This is a genomic window from Lacticaseibacillus casei DSM 20011 = JCM 1134 = ATCC 393 (genome assembly GCF_000829055.1).
Taxonomy (GTDB): domain Bacteria; phylum Bacillota; class Bacilli; order Lactobacillales; family Lactobacillaceae; genus Lacticaseibacillus; species Lacticaseibacillus casei.
Window position 1 is genome coordinate 2,442,342 of sequence record NZ_AP012544.1, and the last position, 23,714, is coordinate 2,466,055.

General features: G+C 48.8%; 22 protein-coding genes and 1 pseudogene. 2 read left to right on the forward strand and 21 right to left on the reverse strand.

Annotated features, from left to right (window positions below):
• Positions 1-9 precede the first annotated feature (9 nt).
• The 12 genes from rplN to rpsJ are packed head-to-tail and all read right to left on the reverse strand — an operon-like array spanning position 10 to position 5,463.
• The gene (gene rplN / locus LBCZ_RS11785) at positions 10-378 is read right to left on the reverse strand and encodes a 50S ribosomal protein L14 (protein ID WP_010492614.1); all 369 of its coding nucleotides are present in this window, start codon (positions 376-378) and stop codon (positions 10-12) included.
• Between the two features lie 31 nt (positions 379-409).
• Positions 410-673 (reverse strand): 30S ribosomal protein S17, encoded by a 264-nt coding sequence (rpsQ, locus tag LBCZ_RS11790; protein WP_005699404.1) that lies wholly within the window; start codon positions 671-673, stop codon positions 410-412.
• A 20-nt stretch (positions 674-693) separates the two neighbouring features.
• Complete coding sequence (rpmC, locus tag LBCZ_RS11795) at positions 694-888, reverse strand: 50S ribosomal protein L29 (RefSeq protein WP_005686721.1); 195 nt, start codon at positions 886-888, stop codon at positions 694-696.
• Positions 878-1,312, reverse strand: coding sequence for a 50S ribosomal protein L16 (rplP, locus tag LBCZ_RS11800; protein WP_005686719.1), 435 nt, complete (start codon positions 1,310-1,312; stop codon positions 878-880). Before rplP ends, rpmC begins: the two co-directional genes overlap by 11 nt.
• Positions 1,313-1,315: 3 nt before the next feature.
• Positions 1,316-1,978, reverse strand: a complete 663-nt coding sequence (gene rpsC, locus LBCZ_RS11805; protein ID WP_010492622.1) for a 30S ribosomal protein S3 — start codon at positions 1,976-1,978, stop codon at positions 1,316-1,318.
• A gap of 13 nt (positions 1,979-1,991) precedes the next feature.
• On the reverse strand, positions 1,992-2,345 hold the full coding sequence (gene rplV / locus LBCZ_RS11810) for a 50S ribosomal protein L22 (RefSeq protein ID WP_003567555.1): 354 nt from the start codon (positions 2,343-2,345) through the stop codon (positions 1,992-1,994).
• 17 nt (positions 2,346-2,362) lie between these two features.
• Complete coding sequence (rpsS, locus tag LBCZ_RS11815; RefSeq protein WP_003567557.1) at positions 2,363-2,644, reverse strand: 30S ribosomal protein S19; 282 nt, start codon at positions 2,642-2,644, stop codon at positions 2,363-2,365.
• Between the two features lie 39 nt (positions 2,645-2,683).
• Positions 2,684-3,520, reverse strand: a complete 837-nt coding sequence (rplB, locus tag LBCZ_RS11820) for a 50S ribosomal protein L2 (protein WP_039639959.1) — start codon at positions 3,518-3,520, stop codon at positions 2,684-2,686.
• A gap of 28 nt (positions 3,521-3,548) precedes the next feature.
• Positions 3,549-3,851: a 50S ribosomal protein L23 gene (gene rplW / locus LBCZ_RS11825; RefSeq protein WP_010492629.1), complete on the reverse strand. Its 303-nt coding sequence runs from the start codon at positions 3,849-3,851 to the stop codon at positions 3,549-3,551.
• Positions 3,851-4,474: a 50S ribosomal protein L4 gene (gene rplD / locus LBCZ_RS11830; protein ID WP_025012537.1), complete on the reverse strand. Its 624-nt coding sequence runs from the start codon at positions 4,472-4,474 to the stop codon at positions 3,851-3,853. The genes rplW and rplD overlap by 1 nt, the downstream gene beginning before the upstream one ends.
• A 22-nt stretch (positions 4,475-4,496) precedes the next feature.
• On the reverse strand, positions 4,497-5,129 hold the full coding sequence (gene rplC / locus LBCZ_RS11835; protein ID WP_010492633.1) for a 50S ribosomal protein L3: 633 nt from the start codon (positions 5,127-5,129) through the stop codon (positions 4,497-4,499).
• Between the two features lie 25 nt (positions 5,130-5,154).
• On the reverse strand, positions 5,155-5,463 hold the full coding sequence (gene rpsJ, locus LBCZ_RS11840) for a 30S ribosomal protein S10 (RefSeq protein WP_005686699.1): 309 nt from the start codon (positions 5,461-5,463) through the stop codon (positions 5,155-5,157).
• A gap of 401 nt (positions 5,464-5,864) precedes the next feature.
• Here rpsJ and psiE point away from each other — a divergent pair, with 401 nt between their 5' ends.
• Positions 5,865-6,284 (forward strand): phosphate-starvation-inducible protein PsiE, encoded by a 420-nt coding sequence (psiE, locus tag LBCZ_RS11845; protein WP_025012536.1) that lies wholly within the window; start codon positions 5,865-5,867, stop codon positions 6,282-6,284.
• Between the two features lie 81 nt (positions 6,285-6,365).
• Here the strand turns inward: psiE and LBCZ_RS11850 are convergent, their stop codons facing one another.
• The 8 genes from LBCZ_RS11850 to rpsL all read right to left on the reverse strand — a co-directional run bounded on the left by LBCZ_RS11850 (position 6,366) and on the right by rpsL (position 14,583).
• Positions 6,366-7,418, reverse strand: coding sequence for an IS30 family transposase (locus tag LBCZ_RS11850; protein ID WP_039639785.1), 1,053 nt, complete (start codon positions 7,416-7,418; stop codon positions 6,366-6,368).
• Between the two features lie 110 nt (positions 7,419-7,528).
• Entirely contained in the window at positions 7,529-8,119 is a 591-nt protein-coding gene (locus tag LBCZ_RS11855; RefSeq protein ID WP_052253389.1) for a KxYKxGKxW signal peptide domain-containing protein, read from the reverse strand.
• 325 nt (positions 8,120-8,444) lie between these two features.
• Complete coding sequence (locus LBCZ_RS11860; protein WP_025013845.1) at positions 8,445-9,008, reverse strand: redoxin domain-containing protein; 564 nt, start codon at positions 9,006-9,008, stop codon at positions 8,445-8,447.
• Between the two features lie 150 nt (positions 9,009-9,158).
• Positions 9,159-10,205 (reverse strand): helix-turn-helix transcriptional regulator, encoded by a 1,047-nt coding sequence (locus LBCZ_RS11865; RefSeq protein ID WP_039639955.1) that lies wholly within the window; start codon positions 10,203-10,205, stop codon positions 9,159-9,161.
• A 144-nt stretch (positions 10,206-10,349) separates the two neighbouring features.
• On the reverse strand, positions 10,350-11,195 hold the full coding sequence (locus LBCZ_RS11870; protein WP_025013846.1) for a Fic family protein: 846 nt from the start codon (positions 11,193-11,195) through the stop codon (positions 10,350-10,352).
• A gap of 176 nt (positions 11,196-11,371) precedes the next feature.
• A complete protein-coding gene (gene fusA / locus LBCZ_RS11875; protein WP_010492653.1) occupies positions 11,372-13,474 on the reverse strand; it encodes an elongation factor G in 2,103 nt (700 codons plus the stop codon).
• 89 nt (positions 13,475-13,563) lie between these two features.
• Complete coding sequence (gene rpsG / locus LBCZ_RS11880) at positions 13,564-14,034, reverse strand: 30S ribosomal protein S7 (RefSeq protein ID WP_003567577.1); 471 nt, start codon at positions 14,032-14,034, stop codon at positions 13,564-13,566.
• 132 nt (positions 14,035-14,166) lie between these two features.
• Entirely contained in the window at positions 14,167-14,583 is a 417-nt protein-coding gene (gene rpsL, locus LBCZ_RS11885) for a 30S ribosomal protein S12 (protein WP_010492654.1), read from the reverse strand.
• 305 nt (positions 14,584-14,888) lie between these two features.
• Here rpsL and LBCZ_RS11890 point away from each other — a divergent pair, with 305 nt between their 5' ends.
• Entirely contained in the window at positions 14,889-16,346 is a 1,458-nt protein-coding gene (locus tag LBCZ_RS11890; protein ID WP_041084794.1) for an ISNCY family transposase, read from the forward strand.
• Between the two features lie 374 nt (positions 16,347-16,720).
• On the opposite strand, the pseudogene LBCZ_RS11895 reads toward LBCZ_RS11890, so the two are convergent.
• Positions 16,721-23,623 (reverse strand): annotated as a pseudogene (locus LBCZ_RS11895) (SpaA isopeptide-forming pilin-related protein).
• Positions 23,624-23,714 lie beyond the last annotated feature (91 nt).

Here is a 23,714-nt window from a genome sequence, read left to right on the forward strand (position 1 = left end):
TCAGAATGATTAAAGCACTTCGGGCGCTAAGGAGACGATCTTCATGAAATCGCCGTCACGCAATTCACGTGCCACAGGTCCAAAGATACGAGTCCCACGTGGGCTCTTGTCAGCGTTGATGATGACAGCTGCGTTCTCATCGAACTTGATGTAGGAACCGTCGGCACGGTGAGCACCGGACTTGGTACGAACAATGACAGCCTTAACAACATCAGCCTTCTTGACAACGCCACCTGGTGTTGCTTGTTTTACAGTTGCGACAACGATATCACCGATGTTACCGGTCTTGCGGTATGAGCCGCCAAGTACCTTGATAACAAGGATTTCGCGCGCGCCTGAGTTATCTGCTACTTTAAGACGACTTTCTTGCTGAATCACGGATTTGGTCCTCCTTTCATTCTAAAAATGATTAGATGATAACTGCCTTTTCGACAATGTTCAATAAACGGAAACGCTTATTGCGTGATAAAGGACGAGTCTCCGCGATTTGCACAATATCGCCAACTTTAGCGCTATTGTCTTCGTCATGCGCATAAAACTTCTTGGAATACTTAACACGCTTGCCATAAACAGGGTGTGTTTTGTATGTGCTGACTTCCACGGTGATGGTCTTGTCCATTTTATCCGAGACCACGCGGCCTTGATAAACTTTACGAGAATTACGTTCTGCCAAGGTAAATGTCTCCTTTCCGATTATTTATTGAGTTCCTGTTGTCGAAGGACCGTTTTGATCCGTGCAATGTTTTTGCGAACCTGCTTCAAGCGAGCGGTGTTTTCCAATTGGCCAGTCGCCTGTTGGAAGCGCAAGTTGAACAGCTCTTCTTTATATTGCTTCTCTTTGTCGAGCATCTCAGCAGTGGTTAATGCAGTAATTTCTTTAGCCTTCATTTGATTGCCCACCTACTTCCTCGCGTGAAACGATCTTGGTGCGGATTGGGAGTTTGTTGGATGCTAAGCGCAAAGCTTCCTTTGCGACTGCTTCGGATACGCCGCCGACTTCAAACATGATCTTCTCACGTTTAACGACTGCAACCCATCCGGTAGGTGCACCTTTACCATTACCCATCCGGACGCCGACACCTTTACTGGTGTAGGACTTGTGAGGGAAAATGCGGATCCATACTTTCCCACCACGCTTCATATAACGGGTCATCGCAACACGCGCTGCTTCGATCTGGCGGTTGGTGATCCAATGGGATTCCAATGCTTCCAAACCATATTCGCCGAAGTCAACGTTCTTGCCGCCCTTGGCTGCACCGCGCATCTTCCCACGGAATTCACGACGATGCTTGACACGCTTAGGTACTAACATTGATTATTTCCCTCCTTTCGCACTATTTTGCTGTGGCTTTTCAGGTAAAATTTCACCACGATTGATCCAGGTTTTGATCCCGATCCGGCCATAAGTGGTAGCTGCTTCTTCCCATGCATAGTCGATATCGGCACGCAAGGTGTGCAGCGGTACTAAGCCTTCGTTGTAATGTTCGCGACGAGCAATATCGGCACCATTCAAACGACCGGAAGCCTGGGTTTTGATCCCCTTGGCGCCTGCCCGCATGGTCCGTTGCATTGCTTGACGCATTGCACGACGGAATGCAATCCGCTGTTCAAGCTGACGAGCGATGTTCTCGCCGACAAGCTTGGCATCCAGATCAGGTTTCTTGATTTCAATAATATTGATGTGAACTTGACGACCGGTCAGCTTGTTAAGCTGCTTGCGCAAGTTTTCAACTTCAGAACCGCCTTTACCGATAACCATACCCGGCTTAGCAGTATGAATGGAAATGTTGACGCGCTTTGCGGCACGTTCGATTTCGATACGTGATACGGAAGCTTCTGACAGCTTCTTATTGATGAAGTTTCGGATTTCAATGTCTTCATGCAAGTAGTCAGCAAAGTCTTTGTCTGCATACCACTTGGCATCCCAGTCACGGATGACACCGACACGGAAACCGGTTGGATTAATCTTTTGACCCACGCGTTATCCCTCCTTATGCTTCTTTTTCGGATACGACCACGGTGACGTGGCTTGTCCGTTTATTGATCGGTGATGCGCTCCCCTTGGCACGAGGACGGAACCGCTTGAGGGTCGGGCCTTCGTTGACATAAGCTTTGCTTACATAAAGGTTTTGTGCATCTAAGTCATAGTTATGTTCTGCATTTGCAATAGCAGATTTGAGCACTTTCTCGATGATCGGTGAACCAGATCGAGGGGTAAACTCAAGAATTGCCAGAGCTTCAGCAACATCGCGACCACGAATCAAGTCGATTACCAAGCGCGCTTTGCGAGCAGCAATCCGAACTGTCTTGGCCGTTGCCGTTGCAGACGTAATTTGATCAGCCATGAATGTTGTGCTCCTTTCTAGCGTGCTGTTGTCTTCTTGTCATCGGTGTTGTGACCGCGGAAGGTACGCGTAGGAACAAACTCGCCCAACTTGTGACCAACCATGTCTTCACTCACGAAAACCGGGACATGTTTGCGACCATCGTAAACTGCGATGGTGTAACCAATGAAACTTGGAAAAATTGTGGAACGACGGGACCATGTACGAATAACGGTCTTCTTGTCGTTATCTGCCTGCGCTTCAATCTTCTTCAGGAGATGAGCGTCGGCAAAAGGTCCTTTTTTAAGACTGCGACCCATTGTGTGACCTCCTTTAATCGATGTAACACATTAATGTGTTTACTTCGTCTTGCGGTGACGAACGATGAACTTCTCGGACTTAGCCTTGTGATCCCGGGTCTTCTTACCCAAGGTCTTCTTGCCCCATGGTGATAATGGTGACGGACGGCCGATTGGCGCTTTACCTTCACCACCACCATGCGGGTGATCGTTAGGGTTCATAACAGAACCACGAACCGTCGGACGGAAGCCTAACCAGCGCTTACGGCCAGCTTTACCAATGCTGATCAATTCGTGTTGTTCATTACCGACAGCACCGATTGTGGCACGGTTTTCACCCAGAACCAAGCGAACTTCGCCGGAAGCCAGCTTGATGGTGACGTACTTGTCGTTGTCTTTACCCAGTAACTGAGCTGAAACACCGGCTGAACGTGCTAACTGAGCACCCTTACCTGGCTTTAATTCGATGTTATGAATCGTGGTACCTGCTGGGATATTCTTCAACTGCAGCGTATTGCCGACTTTGATATCAACATTTTCGCCAGAGTAAACTTTATCGCCAACCTTGAGACCTTTTGGTGCCAAGATGTAAGACTTAACCCCGTCTTCATAATGCAGTAAAGCGATGTTTGCGGTCCGGTTTGGATCGTATTCAATGGCTTTAACCGTTGCGGCCATGCCATCTTTATTCCGCTTGAAGTCAATCACACGGTAGAATTGCTTGTGGCCGCCGCCACGATGACGAACCGTGATATGGCCGTGGGCATTGCGTCCTGCCGTATGGCTTTGGCTGACCAGCAAAGTCTTTTCAGGCTTCGTCTTGGTGATTTCAGCAAAGTCGGAACCGGACATGTTACGCCGACCGTTGCTTGTTGGTTTGTATTTTCTAATCGCCACGTGTTTTACCTCCTATAACGAATTTTTATTACTTGTTATCGTTATCTTCATCAGCGAAGATCTTGATTTCTTTGGAATCGGCGCTCAAGGCAACTAAGGCCTTGCGACGACGACGCGTCATGCCTTCGTAACGGCCCTGACGCTTCTTCTTACCGCGAACATTGGCAATGTTGACATTAACCACTTTCACGCCGAAGATTTCTTCAACAGCCTTGCGAACCTGCTGTTTCGTTGCATGCAGTGCAACTTCGAATGTGTATTTACGGTTATCCATTTCAGCCATCGATTGCTCGGTGACGATCGGGCGTAAAATGATATCGCGTGCTTCCATTATGCAAGCACCTCCTCAATCTTTTGGAGCGCAGATTGGGTTAAGATCAATTTCTTGTAATCAACAGCGTCCAAGACGTTGATACCCTCTGCAGGAACAACTTTCACATTCGGCAGGTTGCGTGCGGCTTTGGCAGCAACTTCATTGCCGTCTTCCAGCACAACCAATGCCTTTTCATTAACCTTGAGGCCATCTAAAACATTTTGGAATGCCTTAGTCTTCGGTGCGTCAAAGTTCAAGCCATCAACAACGACAAGGTCGCTATCAAGAAGCTTTTGTGAAAGTACGGATTTGATCGCCAAACGACGAACCTTCTTAGGCAGCTTGTAAGCATAGCTGCGTGGGGTCGGTCCGAAGACGATCCCACCGCCACGCCATTGCGGGCTGCGGATTGAACCTTGGCGGGCACGACCGGTACCCTTTTGGCGCCAAGGCTTGCGACCGCCACCGGAAACAGCGGAACGGTTCTTAACGGCGTGAGTACCTTGACGAAGGGAAGCTCGTTGCATCACGACTGCGTCAAACACGACGTTTTCATTTGGTTCGACTGCCCAGATGGCATCGTTGAGTTCAACCGTGCCGTTTTCTGAGCCATCTTGCTTATATAAAGTAACGTTAGCCATTAGTTATTGTCCTCCCTTCGTATTATTTAGCTGCTTTAACAGCAGAACGGATTGTAACAAAGGACTTATTTGCCCCTGGAACGTTGCCCTTGATCAACAGAACATTGTGATCTGTGTCAGCAGCAACGACTTGCAGGTTTTGCATGGTGCGGGTACGGTTACCCATCCGGCCAGGCAATTTCTTACCCTTGAAGACCTTGTTGATGATGGCTCCAAGAGAACCTGGACGACGATGGTAACGAGAACCGTGAGCCATAGGACCGCGGGACTGACCATCTTTCTTGATGTTACCTTGATAACCGTGACCTTTGGAAGTACCGGTGACGTCCACAATGTCGCCTGCTGCGAATTCGTCAGCTTTAACTTCGCTGCCGACTTCATAATCACTAAGCGCTACATCGCGGATTTCGCGAACGAAGCGCTTAGGGGTCGTGTCAGCCTTTTTGGCGTGACCGACGCTTGGCTTATTCGTCAAGACTTCACGCATATCGCCGTAGCCCAGTTGAACTGCTTCATAACCGTCAGATTCAACGGTCTTGACTTGCATTACAACGTTGGGCGTTACGTCGATGACGGTAACGGGAACAAGTTCGCCGTTTTCGGTGAAGACCTGCGTCATGCCAACTTTTTTGCCTAAGATTCCTTTACGTGCCATGGGTACACCTCCTATTTTCTATAGATTATAATTTGATTTCGATATCGACGCCGCTTGGCAAGTCGAGCTTCATCAAAGCATCAACTGTCTTCGGTGTTGGGTTCACAATATCGATCAGACGTTTATGTGTCCGCATTTCGAATTGTTCACGTGAATCCTTGTACTTATGCGGGGAACGCAGCACCGTATAGATTGTGCGTTCCGTTGGCAGTGGGATCGGACCTGAAATTGTTGCGCCAGTGCGCTTTGCAGTGTCCACGATCTTGTCTGCGGATTGATCGAGAATCCGGTGTTCGTAAGCCTTGAGCCGGATCCGAATCTTTTGTTTTGCCATTGTGTGACCTCCTTCGTCTATTATCAGTTAGTAGACTAGCTCCGTGAAAATTACCAACTCGCCACCGTGGCAAAGCGGCCGGGCGTGTCGCAACCTCTCACATCCACGCTACTCTGGTTCACCTTTGGAACCAAGTGCACAGTTATCCCCTTCGAGAAACAGCACTCTTGATAGTATACAAAAACATTCATGCCATTACAAGCATTTCTTGAGGTTTGCAGAAAAAAATGCGCGCTGCGATCTGTTTCTACCATAATATACGTCAATCATTTCATCGGTAAGTTTTTTGGGCTCCGCCAGCGCGTAACGCACTGATCTAAGCAAACTTGTTTTCTCAAGAAGCGGTCTGTGCTACATTCAATTCAAGTAAGTTCATTTTCGCAACGGATTGGAGACCACTCATGAAATTTGACCACTATAAGAAAATTGTCAACGCAGCCTTAGACATTCTACTCGGCTTGCTTGCCATTGTTGTCGTTGTCTTCATGCTCCGTTACATCATCGATATCGGCAGCATGATCCTCCGGCCACTTTCAGCTGACCTTTTTGGCAAGGTCATTCAGGAAGTCACCAGCTTCTTCATGCTGTTCGAGTTCGTGATCATGCTCATTCGTTACATTGAGGAAGGCCACCACATCCCTATTCGTTACCTTATTCTGATTTCGATGACGGCCATTCTGCGTCAGCTGCTCGTCCTCCACGACCGCGGCACGGAAACTTTATTGCTGACGCTCGCGATTCTCGTGTTAGCGGGGGTTCTTACCGTCTTCTCGTACGTCAGCGGTGATTTCAAGCACTCACGCGATGAAAAAGATGCGTAAATTGCAAGAACAAGTTAGCCAGTCGTTGAGGACAATCCCAGAACAGGCCGTTATCAAATAGAAGTTGTGGCGCTAGAGAGACTACTGGGCCATGCGGCGAACGCGCCGAGCTTCGGCCTCAAAGTTTTGCTGGGGTGTGCAGTAGCCCTGTTGTTTGCGAGGCAACTGATTCAAGCGGTCTTGCGTGGCCTGCACTTGACTAGGGCTAATGTCATCTAGGGACATGCCCTTAGGGAAGTCCTGGCGGATCATCCGGTTATGTGCCTCGTTGGTGCCACGGTCGCAGGACGTGTAAGGATGGGCGTAGAAGATCTCAGTTTCCGTCCCAGCAAAAGCAGTATTTAAGGCGGTGAACTCGGGTCCGTTGTCGGCTGTGATGGTCTTGATGCAAGCTCCCCATTCGCGCTTGATTCCACGCAATGCATAGCTCACAGAGTCTGCATCTCGTCCTTCGATCAAGCGGAGAAGTTGGCAACGGGTCTTGCGCTCAATCAGAGTCAAGATGACGCTCTCCTTGCCATTGCGTTTACCGACAATGGTATCCATCTCCCAGTGACCGAACTGCCTGCGTCGTTCAACGACCTTAGGCCGTTCCTCGATACTGCGGCCAGCCAGGCGCTTAGCCTTGGTGTGGTGCTGGTGAGAGGTCTTCCGCTTAGTCTTCTCCAACAGGTCGATATTTCGAATCTCTAGGCGTTGGTCGTCAATGTACTGGTACAAAGTCGAGGCACAAACAAGCTCTTCAGGAGTAAACAGCTTGTGTCGCTTGGCATAGCCGATTGAAGCATCCGGCGACCATTTGTCCTGCTTAGCTCGCTGTACGTACCAGGCTAAGAAGACCTGTACGCTGGCGAACTTGTCAGGACGATGACAGCTCAAGCGTGCAGTCTCGTAACGTACCTGAGCAGCCTCTGGCAGGTATTGTCGATGGTAGACGCGCTTGCCATTACTCTTCTTGACCTGATCTACTGTACCTCGCTTGATTTCATTATTAATGGTCTGCGGGCAGACGCCAATTTCAGCAGCAATCCAACGATTGGACTTCCCAGCTTGGCGGAATCCGGCCACTTTTCCGCGCTCGAGTGATGTTAAGTGCTGACCTTTTTGGCGGTGTGTGCTATCCTGTTTCTGCATCAAGACAATATCCTCTTCCATTGTTTGGGTAGGAACTTCAATGATACAGGATATCTGTTCTTGATGTTTTTTATTGTCCAAAAAATTTTGAGACAGTGGCTAACTTGATTCTAAAATGCGCGAAGTTTTTCAAATTCTGCATCGTCTTTTTCTTTTTGAGCTTCTGCTTGGCTAACAACGTTGTCCCCAAAAGCACTTTTAGCCGCTTCTGTTTTAGTTTTCGCATCCGCTTCCTGCTTTGCCGCATCCGCCTTAGCCTGATCATACTTAGCCTTAGCTGCCTTCCACTGCTCATCTGTCATACTTGCCGAAGAAGGTACTGGTACATTGTTTTGCACCGCAGCAGTAGCTGCCTTTGCCGCAGCACTGGCTGGTTGTGCAACTTGAACGGAAGTTGTTGATGCCGCTTTTTGTTCTGCCGGCGCTGCAGTCTGCGCCGTTGCGACCGTTGCTTCCTGAGCCTGTGCTGCCTGACTTGAAGCAGCTGAAGAAGGCGTTGCGGCGTCAGTCTTATGAACCTCTTTGACTGACTGCACGGTCAACTGCGGCTGCGTTTCCGCAGCCTGAACGGATTGTGTCTGGGTTACGCCGAAGCCACCGATTGCTAAGGCAAATGCTGAAGCAACCACCCATTGGCTGCCGCGTTTGTACATTTTCTTCTTATCATTTACCACATGTTGTGCAAATCGATTGCATAACATGATGTCCCCTCCAATTTAGGTATGTACTCGTGGTTCTGTTAACATTAAAATTATATAAAGCCATTAGGTGCGTTATACCTAGTGAAGCTTAGAGGGACATTTTTTAAGCAAATCCTGTGTCAGCAGTTGATTGCCTTCGCCAGCGCTCATTGCTGTAGTGTCTTCTTTTTACGCCATGCAATTTAATTTCGTCCAAATCAGCCATGTCATTGATAACAACAACAAGCTCCCGCAAGACAACAAAAAGCCGTTTATGTCACCAGACACCTCAGTTTAGGTGTTGGTGACATAAACGGCTTTTTAACTTAATACAATTAATTGGCGATTAAATCTTCCCCACCAGCGCTGCACCAGGCTTCAATGTCTTTTCACCAGGTCGCCAGTTTGCTGGGCATACTTGGTCGCCATGGGCTGCCACAAATTGGGCTGCTTGCAAGGTGCGGATAATTTCATTCGCATTGCGGCCGATGCCGAAGTTGTTGACGGAATAGGTTTGGATGACGCCATCCGGATCAACGATGAAGGTGCCACGGAAAGCCTGGCCGCTTGCGGCATCGCGGACGTCTAACGCACTGGCTAAGGTGCCAGCCGGATCGGCGACCATCGGATACGCAACCTTCTTGATGGTCGGGCTTGCTTCTGCCCATGCCATGTGAACAAACTCGGTGTCTTCGGAAACGGAATAAACTTCAGCGCCGACTGATTTGAATTGATCGTAATGATCTTGCAAATCGCCTAATTCGGTTGGGCAAACAAAGGAAAAGTCAGCCGGATAGAAGCAGATCACCGCCCACTTACCGCGCATGTCTTGATCGGTCACCGTATGAAAATCCCCATTTTGATAGGCGGTCAAACTGAACGCCGGTAATTTTTGTCCAATAAAGCTCATAATATTGCCTACAATGTTAGAATGATTATGATCTACATATTAAGGATAGCCGTTTGCTCGGTTTTTGACAAGGGCGGTTTTGGGCAATGGCGGTTTAAATGGCATAAAAATACCGCAACCAGTTTGAATGAATTCACTGGTTGCGGATAGCTAAATGTCATCTGATAGGTGGTAATGTGACAGGTTGGAAATTCCATAACGCTCTTTGAGTGACGTGGCAAAAACCCCGACCACATAGTCACGTAGATATTTTGGTGCCAGTATTTTGACCAGTCCACCCTGGCCTAGCAGCCACATGCGAATGCCGAAGCCGTCGTTGACTGCAATTTCAATGTGGTAAACCCGTCGTGCATAAGGATTGGCATTGTCTGGATCTACGCGAATCGGCTTGGGGTCGACTTTGGCTTGCGGGAAGCGATCGGTCACATAAGCTGGGTCATAAGCATATTCGATTTCCAGGTTGATGGGTCTGCCGAGATACGGATACCAGGTGTGCACTTGCAGCCGCCCACCTTGGAACCGGTCATCGTGATTGTGGGTCGGATGATGGCCATAGAACTTCAGGTTGCTGATGGCATCCAAGCGAAACTTGGCAAACTTACCGTGATCGGGATTTTCAAATTGTTCGTCGCTGCCATCGACAATCAGATAGAAGAACAGGTCGCCGAAGAAGGGTCCTGTCGGCAGTTTATGGTCAAAATGATGCTGCTCGCCATGATGCGTGAAGTCGAAACTGATCAGTTCATGATTGACAATCGCCTGGCTGAGTCGTTCCAACCGGTCACTCAACAGCATCTTCGGGACACCGCGATATTCAAAGATCGGATTCCGCATCACCGCATCGCTGCCTTTATGATCGGCACCGGTCGGCATGAGCTGTCGCAACAACGTTTTCATCTCATCTGTTGCCAAGCCGCGGCTAGCCATTAAAATCAAGCCGACCGCCATTAACTGGCCGTCCGTTAACTTGGTCCCTTGAGCACGCAAGCCCGACTGCAGACGATAGTGGCCGGCTGGCATTTTGGCAAAGGCATCGGGTTCGTCCAGCTCCCGGTCAAACAGCCGTCTGATCGCGGCAATATCCCGGCGAATGGCTGATTCGTCTTTTCCAAATTCCGCCATCAAATCTTGCTTGGTCAATACATCCCCGCGCAGCAAGCGTAACAAAATCGTGACAATCCGTTCCTGACTCGACACCCAACCTGCCTCCAATACAAGGGTTATTATATAACGTCGAGTATACTATACTGCCGAACAGAGCGGGAGGTGATTTTTGCAGTTGATCATCCGAAACTGGCGGCATCCCTGTCATCGCAGGTCATGAACGCTTGTGATGGTAGCCTAATCATCTTCAAGTCGCTTAAAAAGATCTTTCAGCGGGCTCTGATTTTCCGCTGTTTTCGCATCGGCGACATTCTGTTCGTGCAATTTCAAGATGGCGATTCGCTCCTGCAAAGCCTTTTTGACATACGTCGCGACCAGTCGTGCGAATGGGTCCATATCGTGCTTGCTGCGGCTTATCTCTAATGCATCCATGTACGCCGATCGCGCCTTTGGATCCGGCTGAATATTAATCAACGGATAGCCGTGTCGCGTTAAGGCCATGTTCATCAGTAGACGCGCTGTTCTACCATTACCATCCAAGAACGGGTGAATCGCAACAAATTTGGCATGAAGTTGGGCAGCATACAAAACCGGATGCAACTCTTTTTCAGCTTGCTTCATCCATTGAATCAACGTCGCCATCGCCGGTTTGATTTCGAACGGCTCCAGGTACGGCCGGTCTTTTGCTCCACTCGGCCAAACGAGCAGCGTCCGGAACTGACCGGCCTCACTACGCTGTCTGACTGTTTGCAGGGTCACAATGCGGTTAATGTCGCGAATATCCCGTTCACTAATCGGTTCATTGCCAATGGCCAGCTTCTCAACAAAATCATACGCTTCACTGAGATCGAGCGTTTCCAGAATATCTTTCACCGGTGCGCCATGGATTGTCAGACCAGCATCCAGAATCGACTCGGTTTCCGCCTGACTCAGACTGTTGCCTTCGATCGCGTTTGACGACCAGACATGGTCAACTTTGATCTGCTGCCGCAACATTTTAGCCTGGGTGGCATCTAACGGGCGATATTGCTGCATTTCATTGTGCAATTTTATCAGTTCGCTCAAAATTTCATCGAGATCCATACTAACACCTCTTCAGTGGCTTTTCTCAGTGGGACACTATTGTCTGAAAAAACATCCTGGCACCGCTCGCTTTTATCATATCAGTCCGCCAACAAAAAAACACGGTAGACATGTCAACATGTTCAGTTGACTGTCTGCCGTGCTTTTATTCAATGTTGACGCTGGGCATTCAAGGATTATTCCTTGGTTGCGACACCGCCGCCATTTTTCTTGATGATTTCTGCTTGGATGCTCTTTGGTACTGGTTCGTAGTGGTCGAAGGTCATGGTAAAGGTACCACGGCCCTGGGTTGCACTACGCAAGGTGGTTGCATAACCGAACATTTCGGCAAGCGGCACCATGGCGTTAACCAACTGCGCATTCCCACGAGCTTCCATACCTTCAACGCGACCGCGACGTGCCGTGATTTGGCCCATCACATCGCCAAGGTATTCTTCAGGTGCGACAACTTCAACATGCATGATTGGTTCAAGAATAACCGCACCGGCACTCTTTGAAGCATTCTTCAGCGCCATGGAAGCAGCCACTTTAAAGGCAGCTTCGGAAGAATCGACTTCGTGGTAAGAACCATCGTAAAGCTTGGCTTTAACGTCGATTAATGGATAACCGGCAAGAACACCATTGGCCATGGCTTCTTTCAGACCTTGCTCAACGGCTGGGATATATTCACGCGGAACAACCCCACCGACGATCGCATTTTCGAATTCAAAGCCTTTGCCTTCGTCGTTTGGTGTGAATTGGATCCAAACATCACCATACTGACCTTTACCACCAGACTGACGAACGAACTTACCTTGAGCAGATGCTTCCTTCGTGAAGGTTTCACGATAAGCAACTTGTGGTTCGCCGACTTTGGCAGCCACTTTGAATTCACGCTTCAAACGATCAACCATGATATCCAAATGCAGTTCGCCCATGCCGGCAATCAAAGTTTCACCGGTTTCAGGGTTGGTTTCAGCCTTGAAGGTCGGATCTTCTTCGGAAAGCTTCTGCAAGCCAACATCCAGCTTGTCTTGGTCTTCCTTGGAATCAGGTTCGATGGAAACCTGGATAACCGGATCCGGAACATCCAAGGATTCAAGAATCAACGGATGATCGACGTCGGTTAAGGAATCCCCGGTTGTGGTATTCTTCAAGCCGATCGCCGCAGCAATATCACCGGAGAATACTTCAGGAATTTCTTCCCGGTGATTACTGTGCATCTGCAACAGACGGCCGACACGTTCACGGTTGTCCTTAGTTGCATTCAAGACATACGAACCGGCTTCCAGTGTGCCACTGTATACCCGGATGTAGGTCAAACGGCCAACGAACGGATCAGTCGCAACTTTGAAGGCCAAGGCAGCAAACGGCTTGTCGTCGCCCGCCGTCAACTCAACAGCATCCCCGGATTCAGGATCGGTCGCGTGATACGGCCGAACATCCAGCGGTGATGGCAAGTAGTCGATAACGGCATCCAGTAACATCTGAACACCTTTGTTCTTGAAAGCAGAACCGGCAAGAACCGGGTAGAATTCCAAGTTGATGGTAGCCTTACGAATCGCTGCCTTTAATTCAGCATTGGAAATTTCTTCGCCTTCAAGGTACTTGTCCATGATGCCATCATCAACATCAGCAACGGCTTCAATCAATTCGTTGTGAGCCTTTTGGGCTGCTTCCTTGTAGTCATCAGGAATGTCAACCGTATCCCACTTGGTGCCGAGTTCATCTTCGTCATACAAATCGGCCTTCATGTCGATCAGGTCAATGACCCCTTCGAACTTATCTTCAGCACCGATTGGTAATTGAACAGCGTGGGCGTTGGCTTGCAGACGATCATGCAAAGTCTGCAGGGAATAGTTAAAGTCCGCACCGATCTTATCCATCTTGTTAACGAAAACCAACCGCGGAACGCCGTAAGTTGTCGCTTGACGCCAAACGTTTTCAGTCTGCGGCTCAACACCGGATTGGGCATCCAAAACGGTGATCGCACCATCTAACACACGCAGCGAACGTTCAACTTCAATGGTGAAGTCAACGTGCCCTGGGGTATCGATGATGTTGACCCGGTGATCCTTCCAGAAAGCCGTAGTAGCAGCACTGGTGATGGTGATCCCACGTTCCTGTTCCTGTGGCATCCAGTCCATCTGTGAAGCTCCTTCATGAGTTTCACCGATTTTATGAATTTTACCGGTATAATACAAAATCCGTTCAGTCGTGGTCGTTTTACCGGCATCGATGTGAGCCATGATCCCGATATTACGGGTACGGTCTAACGGAAATTCACGTTTGTTGGCCATGTGGCGTATTGCTCCTCTCTTGTTTCAACTGGCTTTATACAAAGAATGGCTACTATATACCAAGCCGCGGATATAATAGCCAAATCATCTTACCAACGATAATGTGCAAATGCCCGGTTGGCGTCTGCCATCTTGTGGGTATCTTCACGCTTCTTCACTGCGGCGCCGGTGTTGTTAGCGGCGTCCATGATTTCCTTAGCCAACCGTTCGTCCATCGTATGTTCACCGCGTTGACGGGAATACTGAACGATCCAGCGAAGACCAAGTGTGGTCCGACGATCCGGACGAACTTCGATCGGCACCTGGTAGTTAGAACCACCGATACGGCGAGCCTTAACTTCCAAGACCGGCATAACGTTCTTCATTGCTTCTTCAAAAACGTCTAACGGTTCGTTCCCGGTTTGTTTCTTAATCATATCAAATGCATCATATAAAATTGTTGATGCCTTACCGCGCTTGCCGTCAATCATCAAGTGGTTGATCAAGCGAGTCACCAGTTTTGAATTGTAAACTGGATCAGGTAATACATCGCGTTTTGCAACACTGCCTTTACGTGGCATGTATTTTGGCCTCCTCTTTAAACGCGTTCTCGGAAAACACAAACTTCCCGATCACGCTCTCCTTTAACCGCACAAAGCGGCACTAGAAAATTTTTATCATGATCATCTGCGGTTTAAACCGCGATCAATGTTTTACTTCTTCTTAGGGCGCTTTGCACCATACTTGGAGCGACCTTGCATCCGGCCGTCAACACCGGCAGTATCAAGCGCACCACGAACAATGTGATAACGAACCCCTGGCAAGTCCTTAACACGGCCGCCACGGATCAAGACAACACTATGTTCCTGCAGGTTGTGGCCAATCCCCGGAATGTAAGCTGTCACTTCGATCAAGTTGGACAGACGAACACGGGCATACTTCCGCAAAGCAGAGTTAGGTTTCTTAGGCGTCATGGTGCCGACACGTGTAGCAACCCCACGTTTTTGCGGTGCTGGATTACTGGTAAGGCTCTTCTTCTTGCTGTTGTAACCGAAGTTCAACGCAGGAGAGTCTGACTTGGTTGTTTTGGATTTACGACCTTGGCGAACTAATTGATTAATAGTAGGCATTAAGCTTCTCCTTCCTTATTTTGCATCATTTTTAAGTCCACACATCCAGGCGGTTCATTTTTTCTGATAAAAAATGGCCAACCGAATGGCGACGGCTCTTAACCCAGTCAGCACGTCCGGATAACCCGAATAAACTGGAAAAAGCACCTTTGATAGTGTACTATCCTGTACGCATCAGTGTCAAGCGTAACCTGAACTAGATCAGGTTAACTTGTCGACCGCAAGCGATGTTGTCTTAAGTAAGCAGTTAGCCAAAGTGTCACAAAAACTGTAACCTCTTAGAAGATACATCTAGGAGGAATCACATGAAGAAGGTTGTCTTAACAATGAAAGAAGAAGAACGTTACCGAGTCATCAAAGCAGTGGTCAATGGTAAGACCTCCGTGCAACGCGCAGCCGTTAAGCTCAAGCGCTCCGAACGAACCATCTACCGACTGATCAAGCTTTACAAGCAACAAGGCAAAGACGGCTTTATCCATGGTAATGCCGGCCGTGAGCCTGCCAACAAACGCAACGCGCAACTCGAACGCCAGATCATTCATCTGTACACCAACAAGTATGCCGGTTTCAACATCGCTCATTTCCACGAGTTCTTAACCACTGCCGAACAAATCGCCATCTCCGAATCCTCACTCCGGCTCTTATTCAGACACCACCACATCCTTTCACCCAAAGCCCACAAGGCCACGAAACGTCGGGTCAAGCGTGAGTTAAAAGAGAAAGAAAAGAAGGCCAAGCTCCTATCCAAACGTGATGAAGCCACCTTGTCAGCCATCGAGGTCGTTGAAAACATCAAAGCCCATCCAGAACGTCCTCGGAAACATTATTCTGGTGAACAGGTACAAATGGATGCTTCCTGGGAGTATTGGTTTGGTACTCAAAAAACCACCTTACACGCAGCCATTGATGATCAGTCCGGGAACGTTGTCGGCGGCTACTTTGCCAAACAAGAAACACTCAGCGGCTATTATCATGTGTTTGCCCAAGTCCTTCGCGATTATGGCGCTCCAGCAGAATTCCTAACGGATCGGCGCACCGTGTTTAACAGCAACAAAAAAGAGGGCTCACCTTCGACCGAGAACCCTCTTACACGTTTCGGTTATGCCTGCCAGACACTTGGAACAGAACTTTCGGCCACCAGTATTCCGCAAGCCAAAGACCGTATAGAACGTCTTCTGGAGACTTTTCAAGATCGGCTCACAAGTGAACTGCGGTTGCATAACATCACCACAATCGCAGATGCCAATCGGTTTTTGGTCGGCTTTATCAAGCGTTACAATGACCGCTTCGCATCTACCATCAAAAGTAGCATGTCGATGTTTGAGAAGCAACTAACACCCAAGGAAATTGACAATATTTTGATCATTGCCAATGAACGCAGCATCGGCCACGGACATTGTGTTCGCTTTGATAACAAACGCTATCTGCCACACCGGAATGGCGAATTGGTTTACTTACCACCGCATACAAAGGTCTTAGTCATCAAAAGCTTCACGGGCAGACTTTATATGACCACTGATGATGACCAGGTGTACGATCTTTTCTGTGTGCCAAAAGAACAGTTCATGTCAGCCAAATTCGATCTTACACCAGCTGCGGCACCAACTCCTAAACGAACCAAGAAAATCCCGGCAATTACGCATCCGTGGCGCCGCACCAACTATCGCGATTACCTTGATTCTCTTGGCATTAACAGGACAAGGGTTAAACAGTTGGTCGCCGAACGATATCCATACAAGAATTCACAAGCGATTCAAGTCTAATCAGGATCATCTCGCGTCCAGTTTTCGGACGCATGTTTTATGGAATTTACTGTCAAAGTCGAAAATCGCTTGACAGCGTAACCTGAACTAGATCAGGTTAACTAACAACTTCTAATCATAACAAAATTGTTCTACAAAGCAAGCACCTTGACTCAGAGCAAGAGCGTGAACTGGCGCGGTTAGAAGCTGGCGTGTAAGTGGCCTTGGGTGATGGGCCCGGGCTTAGGTCATCGCGCCCAAGGCCCTTACACGCAAGTTTCTGCGCCAGTGAGCGCGGTTCAGCACAAAAATAGTCCCACGAGGCAAGCCCTCATCAGAGCTTACTTCGCGGAACTATTTTTCAATCTGATACTAACTGACTAACATCTCACCCGTTACGACTGCTTACGCCGCCGCAGGATGACCGTGCTGCCGGCAATGATAAGAATCAAAACACCTGCAAGGATCAACGTCATAGCGTCCCGATCGCCAAAGCTGCCAAAGAGCAGTCGTCGTGACGGTTGTTCGTGCCGAACATTGTTGCTGTGAGCACTCGGGCTGCTTGGGGTACTTGGCGTGCCACTCGGGTTAGTAGCTCCACCGTTATTCCCACCATTACCACCTGTATCTGGCAACGTTTTGTGCGGTTGATCGGCGATGGTCATTCGGACGGCATCACCGCTCTTGATTTCAACAGTGACCGGCTTCGCATAATCCGAATTAATCGTATAACCACTCGGCGCTTTGATTTCAGTGAGCCAGTAGCGGCCTAACTTCAAATTGTCAAAGGTTGCTAAGCCCTTTGCGTCAGTCGTGATTTCTTTGCTGTAGCCTTGATCGTTGGTCAACCGGAAGACTGCGCCGGCCAATACTTTCTGCTGATCGGCCGCATCTACCTTCTGGATGATAAGCGAATTAATCTGATAATTGGCAACCTGAACGGTAATCGGTTGCTGCTTATTTTGGGTAGCTAAGGCACTGGCCGTCAGGGTCAAACTGGTTTGTTCAACCTTGAAGCGGATCTTATCGGTGGTCAATGCATACTTCGGCAAGGTCTTCGTCTCTTCAAAGTAATAATCACCGATTGGCAAGTTAAATGGCAAATCGATCTGCCCATTCTTGTCGGTTACCAGATCTTTGGCCAGGATATTCCCGCTGCTACCGTATAAGTTGAAGGTAATGCCGGCTAATCGATTGCCAAAATCGCCATCGGTCTTTTGCAACTGAACGCTACGCTTGAATTCAGGCTCGATGATCGGATCCAGGTCGATCTTTTGGTCGCCCTTCACATTCACATCAATCCCCTTAGCCAAGTTGTCCGGAATGACATACCCGCGTGGCGCTTGGGTTTCAACCAGTTGATACTTGCCTTCGTAAAGATCGTGATCGTTGAAGGTCACAATGCCGTTCTGGTTGGTAATCGTTGCCTTCCATGACCGGCTGTGATCAACCGTACCGTCATCGCGATAACGATAAAGCGCAAACTGAGCGCCAATCATCGTCATTTTGGCTGGGAAGCGGTCATCATGCGTGGTGGCTGCTTTCTTGGTAATAACGATTTGGCCGGCCTTCTTTTGGTTGGTGGCCGTTAACTTAAGCTGGGCCTGATTGGCTGTCAACGTGAAATCGACGCTGCCAGCTTCCAGACTTTGCTGCCACGACTGTTTAGCGGTACCGTTTGTGTCACGGGCTTGATCAGTCGCATCACCTTCGTAGTGCTTAGGCGCTTCGGTTTCAACCAGACGGTATGCGTTATCCGGCTTCAAGCCTTCAATCGCATACTCTCCGGCTTTAAGCGGCGTATCAAAACTACTTGCGGCACCAAAGGTCAATTGACCGTCCGCGTTCGTCTTCATGTCGGCTTTAAGCGTCTTGCCAGTGACTTCATCGACAAGTTTATACGTTGCGCCTGGCAACAGATACTTCTTAAGCGCGGCCGCGTCGTCAGTCTTCTTAACCCGGTTGTCGTACTTGGTTAAGGTGACTTGATATGGATCATCAGCGATTTCCTTGTTGACCGTGATCGCACTAGGCGTGGCCGCGGATGCCAACGTAATCGGATAAATCGTGGTATCAAGTCGGTAGCCTGCTGGTGCTTTTACTTCAGTCAGTGAATGGTGACCCAACAGCAAATCGCCAAATGAGGCAACGCCATTTTCATCCGTGGTAACGTCTCGGCTGTAGCCAGTACTGTTCGTGAGTCGGAAGACGGCGCCCGGTAATGCATGTTTGGCATAAGTGCGGTCAACCTTCTTCACGTTCAAGGTCTTGACTTGATAGTTCGTAACATTCACGGTGACAGGCTTCTGCTTGTTATCGCTGGCTAATGCGGCTGCGGTCTGCGTTTGATCCGTTTGCTTAATGGTAAACGCATGCTTATCGGTATTCAGCCGATAAGGCGGCAGCGTCTTGGTTTCCTTAAAATAATATTGTCCGGCTGGCAAGTCAAATGGTAAAGCAACCTCGCCATCCTTATTGGTGACCAGATCCTTGGCAAGTTCGGTACCGTCTTCTTGATAGAGCGCATAGGTAATCCCCGCAATCAGATTGCCAAAGTTGCCATCACTCTTTTTCAAAACAACTGTGCGTCGGAAAACCGGTTCTTCAATCGTTGGATACGTCAATGTTTGATCGCCGGTGATGTTGACGTCGACGCCTTTAGCCAAGTCATTAGGAATGACATAGCCTTCAGGTGCTTTCGTCTCGATCAGCTGATACTTGCCTTCATATAAGTCATTATCAGAAAACGAAATGGTTCCGTCATTGTTCGTGACGGTTGCTTCCCATGATTTGTCATAGTCAAGCTTGCCGTCACCGCCATACCGATAAAGCTTAAAGGTCGCACCGGTCATTGGCTGGCGATCCGGAAAATGATCATCCTTAATGGTTTCTGCCTGCTTCTTGATGGCCAATTGACCGGGCTTCTTCTGGTTGTAAGCCGTAACTTGCGCGTTTTGCGTTTTGTCATCAATGGTGGTATTGACACTGCCAGCGTTGAGGCTATCAATCCAGAGTTGCTTGTCAGGCCCGCTTGTCACAGTTGTCTGATCATGCGCGTCCCCACGGTAATGGGTCGGGGCTTCGCGTTCAACCAACCGGTAATGACCGGGTTTTAGCCCTTCAAGGACATATTGCCCGGCTTTCAGATCAGGCTTGAACTTGTCATCGGTATAACTGCCAGCAAAACTGGTTGCCGTACCAACCGTGATTTGACCGTCATCATTGGTCTTCAGACCTGACAGTAATTTCTGCTGGTTATCAGTGTCGATGAGGTCATGGGTTGCACTCGACAAGCGATATTGTTTGCTGTCGGCTGCCGATTGGCCTTTCGCACGATTATCATACTTTGAAAGGGTAATTTGATAAGGCTCATTTTTAACCGCTTCATTCTGAATCGCGGTGCCGGTATCAGAAGTCGCTTTCAGTCGGATTTTCTGTGGCGCTAACGGCTTGTAGCCAGCAGGCGTGTTGAGTTCTGTCAGTGTATAATCCACGCCGATTGGCAAGCCTTGGAAAGTTGCAGTTGCCTTGTGCGTCTGATCATCGAGTTTGGTAGTTGCTTCAAAAGTATGCGTACCGTCACTCAACCGGAACTTGACGCCCGGAATCGGTGCGCCGCCGACTTTATCTTTTTTCTCAACCACCAAGTTAGCCAGCTGCGTGATGGTTTCACCACTTATGCCGGAGTCCCAAGATGGTAGATAGCCCTGCGTCGACGCCGTTCGGCCACTTTCAGGAACACCGTCGCTAGGTTGATTGGTAGTCTCCTCGCCACTCCACGAAACTTTGCTGGTGTTGTAAACACTGCCGGCATTTTTGCTACTGGTAGCGTAGTACACGTTGACATGATAATTATTTAACGGACTGCCATCTGTTTGTGTCAGATTACCAAAAGTCCGGTGGAACGTGACGGTGAATTTATCGCCGTTCAAGGCAAGATCGTAATCCTTGCCTTGTTTCAACGTGACCTCATTGGCTGATCCAACCTACAAGGTAACCTTGAAACTAGTGGCATTGATTTCCGCACCAGTACCAGATGGATCAATCGTATCTTCAATAACCGGATTCACCATCGGCCGGTACTTGTCTTGGATATTTTCTAGTTGAACATGCCAGTTAAGGACATTTTTCAGCTTTGAGTCCCGACTAACAGTTTTGTTAATTGGCGTCCAATAGCTCTGCGCCGACTTGGAAGCAGACGGCGTGAACTTCGGAATGTCGGTTGTTGCTTGGTTCTTGTCCGTCACAGTCGCCGTATTGGTGAAGTTAGGGTCGTTATAGCTCCACTGGTTGGCCCGTTTCGTTTCAAAGACAACCCAGACTCGGCCGTTACCGATATTAGGAAAATCAAAATCTAACTGTTGCGCTAAATCTTTATTGTCCGTCAACCAAGTATTCGGTGTGTTGGTCGGCAACAGATTTTGCTGCGCGGCGTCATCCGCCTTCAGTGCGGTTGTTGACCAGCCACTGGTGCCGTAATAAGGATTGGTCTTGATCTCTTTGACGTCACCCGATGTGGTCGGATCGCCAGTATTGGAAGGATCGATACCATCTGACCCGGTCACTTCGTAAAATTTAATCGAATCAGGAATCAGCTCATAATTGACCCCGTCAAATCTCGGCAAAATATCTGTCAAATGCAAATGCCCATATTTGACGCCCAAGCGGTTCACCAAAACGCCCCAATATTGGGTATCCGGTGTATCACTCCACGAATTCTTCAAGGCACCACTAAAGGCACCCTCTTCAGGAGTCGGCGTATTGCTGCTGGAACCACTGGCAGTATCATGGCTGCCCGGTGGTAAATCAAAGAAGAAGAAGGCCCGGTTGTTTAAAGCCTTTTTCAATGCATCTGGGTCATTGGCAACTTGGCCCAGTTTTAACATGTCCAGTTTGGTGTACGTGTAGATCACAATCTGGGAATCGGTGTCTGCATACTTGCCTTTAAGCGTCACGACAAACCCGCGAATGCCTTTGGTCTGGCCATCTGCATCAATCGGATTTTCCTTATCTTTCGCGTTATACTGCTTAACTGCCGTCTGAACATCGTTATCACTTGTGCTCATCGCATAATCGGTACCAGACTTCAGCAGCGTGCGCTTGCCATCAGGATCCTGCGCATAAACCAAAATCCCGTCATTGCTGCCATCCTGATCATCTGTCGACGCATTTTCGCCATTGATCGTGTTGATATCGGCAGCGGTTGGATCGTCGCCAAGTTTATCAACGCCATCAGGGAATAAATCAAAAATCTTGCCGTTACGCATCTCGCGGAACGTTTGGTTAGCATTGATCCGCCACATCATCTGAGCATTGTAGGTATCGATGTTCCCGGCTGTCTTGTCGATGCTATTCGGTAAACTCACCTGATAAGTCGCATTGGCATAATGGTCCTTCTGATCATTGACAATGTTGGTTAGCTTAGTCCCATTAGCTGGCGTCGTTCTCAGCTTGGTTTGGTATTGCACTTGGAATGACGCATTGTCCGGCAGCTTTGCACCGCCGAGATACGTCAACGTGAAGGTGCCGTCACCTTTATCCGTCAGCTTAAAGTATTTGGCAATATTGTCTTCGGAAACCGTTGGCGAGGCATTTTGGTCAAAAGTAACTTGGAAGACTTTCAGTGAGCTGGTATCGAGCGACTGATTAGCATCCTGCTCGATTTTGGGCTGATTGTGATCGTCGGTTCCTCCAATTTGCTTACCAAAATGGTCGGTTAACGTCGCCCCGGCCTTCATGGTGTCCATGCTATAGTTCCAATTAATCTTCCACTTTAACGCGCGGAAGTTATTCGTAATGTCCCCGGCCTTGGTGATCGCGACCCCGGAGTTACGCATGGTCACGCTGCTGTAATCATAGCCATCATAGCCCTTAGTGCCAGTTAAATAGCGATAGCCTTCAACCAAAGCGCTACCGACTTTACCGGTATCGTCTAAAGAGCGATCAATGCTGGCTGTGTAATCGACCTGATAGCCGGTTGATTTTTTGAGGCCGTCAGTCAAATAAATTTTGACCGTGCGTTTGTCATCCGATAAAACCGCATGGTAATCCCGACCAGCAACCAATGGCTTCAACGCTTCGGAAAAGTCGCCTAAGACATTGACCGGAGCAGAAGAAACTTTGATTTTTGCCAGATCGCTGTCGCTAAACGTCAGCGACTTCGGATAAGTCGTCCCGCTACCTTGCGCAGTGACGGTCAACTCCATGTCAGCATTCTTGGAGCGCTTGGCCGGATCGCTATCCCACTTAGGCGGGTTCGTTTTATCACTTTCGGCTCCGTTCAAATTAAACTTGGCACTTCCGGACATACCAGTTGGATTCAAGTTCTGTGGTGTGACTTTTGGCGCATTCACCACCACTGGCTTTGCGTTCGACCGAAACGTAATTGGAAACTTGGTATCATTGTCTTTTGTATGGAAAATCAAGGTCTGATTCAATGAGTCATTGGCGGTCAGCGCTTTAAAACTCGCAGTAATATTGACCCGCCATGAGCCATTATCCGTGGCCTTCAAAAGCTTGATCGTCAACTTTCCGGTTGTTTGGTCAAACTGATACTCTGCAACACCGCCGTCAAAGACACCTGTACTGCTTGGCGGAAAATCAATTTGATCTTTCGGCAGCTGCGTGGTAAACGAAGCGCCTGCCGGAAACGGCGTGCTGGTTTCCGGCAACGTGAACGTTAATTCCATTTTCACGGTACTCTGTTGATTAACTTCCGTCCCCAACGGCTGTCCGTTACCGTCTTTCAATACGACCTTCGTGAAAATGTTTGGCAATGTCGTGTCAGCTTTTACATCTGGCATGGCGCTTTTAGCCGGTTCCTGCGCACTGGCCGTCTGCGCTGCCGATGACGCCACAGCACTACTGCTACTACTGCTGCTTGTGATCGTTGCCGATGCACGACTCTTAAACAACAGTGTTTCATTGCCTGACGCCGTGACACTCACATTCTTGGTCTGCTCAATGGCTGTATAACCTGAAGCAGACTGCGTTTCGGTAGCCGTATAATTTCCGACGGGCAGATTCGGTACAATTGTCTGGCCGTCTTTGCTAATGGCGCTGTTAGCCACAACCTGATGGGATTCATTACGAACCTCATACTTTGCGCCATTCAGCGACTTGCCTTGCTCATCCTGGTTCTTAATCGTCAGTGTACCAGTCACTGCTTGTGTCGGATTCTCGGCGGCAAGGGTCAGCGCTGGCGAAAGCAACTGCACAATCATGCCAAGAATGACAGTAAAATAAACGCCAATCTTGAACAGTTTGTGCCTGACTTTTTTGACACCCAACTCCCTCATGATGTTCCCACTCCTCCTTCTAAAAGACTTTCATGGCAACTCCCCCGCGAAACCATTAACTTGTGAATTATGAATACATTAACTAAAACTA

Coding starts and splice junctions, on each gene's coding strand:
- rpsS (WP_003567557.1), bottom strand. CDS start 2,644: ATGGGTCGCAGTCTTAAAAAAGGACCTTTTGCCGACGCTCATCTCCTG.
- rplV (WP_003567555.1), bottom strand. CDS start 2,345: ATGGCTGATCAAATTACGTCTGCAACGGCAACGGCCAAGACAGTTCGG.
- LBCZ_RS11870 (WP_025013846.1), bottom strand. CDS start 11,195: ATGGATCTCGATGAAATTTTGAGCGAACTGATAAAATTGCACAATGAA.
- psiE (WP_025012536.1), top strand. CDS start 5,865: ATGAAATTTGACCACTATAAGAAAATTGTCAACGCAGCCTTAGACATT.
- rpsJ (WP_005686699.1), bottom strand. CDS start 5,463: ATGGCAAAACAAAAGATTCGGATCCGGCTCAAGGCTTACGAACACCGG.
- rplW (WP_010492629.1), bottom strand. CDS start 3,851: ATGGAAGCACGCGATATCATTTTACGCCCGATCGTCACCGAGCAATCG.
- LBCZ_RS11860 (WP_025013845.1), bottom strand. CDS start 9,008: ATGAGCTTTATTGGACAAAAATTACCGGCGTTCAGTTTGACCGCCTAT.
- rplD (WP_025012537.1), bottom strand. CDS start 4,474: ATGGCTAACGTTACTTTATATAAGCAAGATGGCTCAGAAAACGGCACG.
- LBCZ_RS11890 (WP_041084794.1), top strand. CDS start 14,889: ATGAAGAAGGTTGTCTTAACAATGAAAGAAGAAGAACGTTACCGAGTC.
- LBCZ_RS11850 (WP_039639785.1), bottom strand. CDS start 7,418: ATGCAGAAACAGGATAGCACACACCGCCAAAAAGGTCAGCACTTAACA.
- fusA (WP_010492653.1), bottom strand. CDS start 13,474: ATGGCCAACAAACGTGAATTTCCGTTAGACCGTACCCGTAATATCGGG.
- rplC (WP_010492633.1), bottom strand. CDS start 5,129: ATGGCACGTAAAGGAATCTTAGGCAAAAAAGTTGGCATGACGCAGGTC.
- LBCZ_RS11855 (WP_052253389.1), bottom strand. CDS start 8,119: ATGTTATGCAATCGATTTGCACAACATGTGGTAAATGATAAGAAGAAA.
- rpmC (WP_005686721.1), bottom strand. CDS start 888: ATGAAGGCTAAAGAAATTACTGCATTAACCACTGCTGAGATGCTCGAC.
- rpsL (WP_010492654.1), bottom strand. CDS start 14,583: ATGCCTACTATTAATCAATTAGTTCGCCAAGGTCGTAAATCCAAAACA.
- rplP (WP_005686719.1), bottom strand. CDS start 1,312: ATGTTAGTACCTAAGCGTGTCAAGCATCGTCGTGAATTCCGTGGGAAG.
- rpsG (WP_003567577.1), bottom strand. CDS start 14,034: ATGCCACGTAAAGGCAGTGTTGCAAAACGCGATGTATTACCTGATCCA.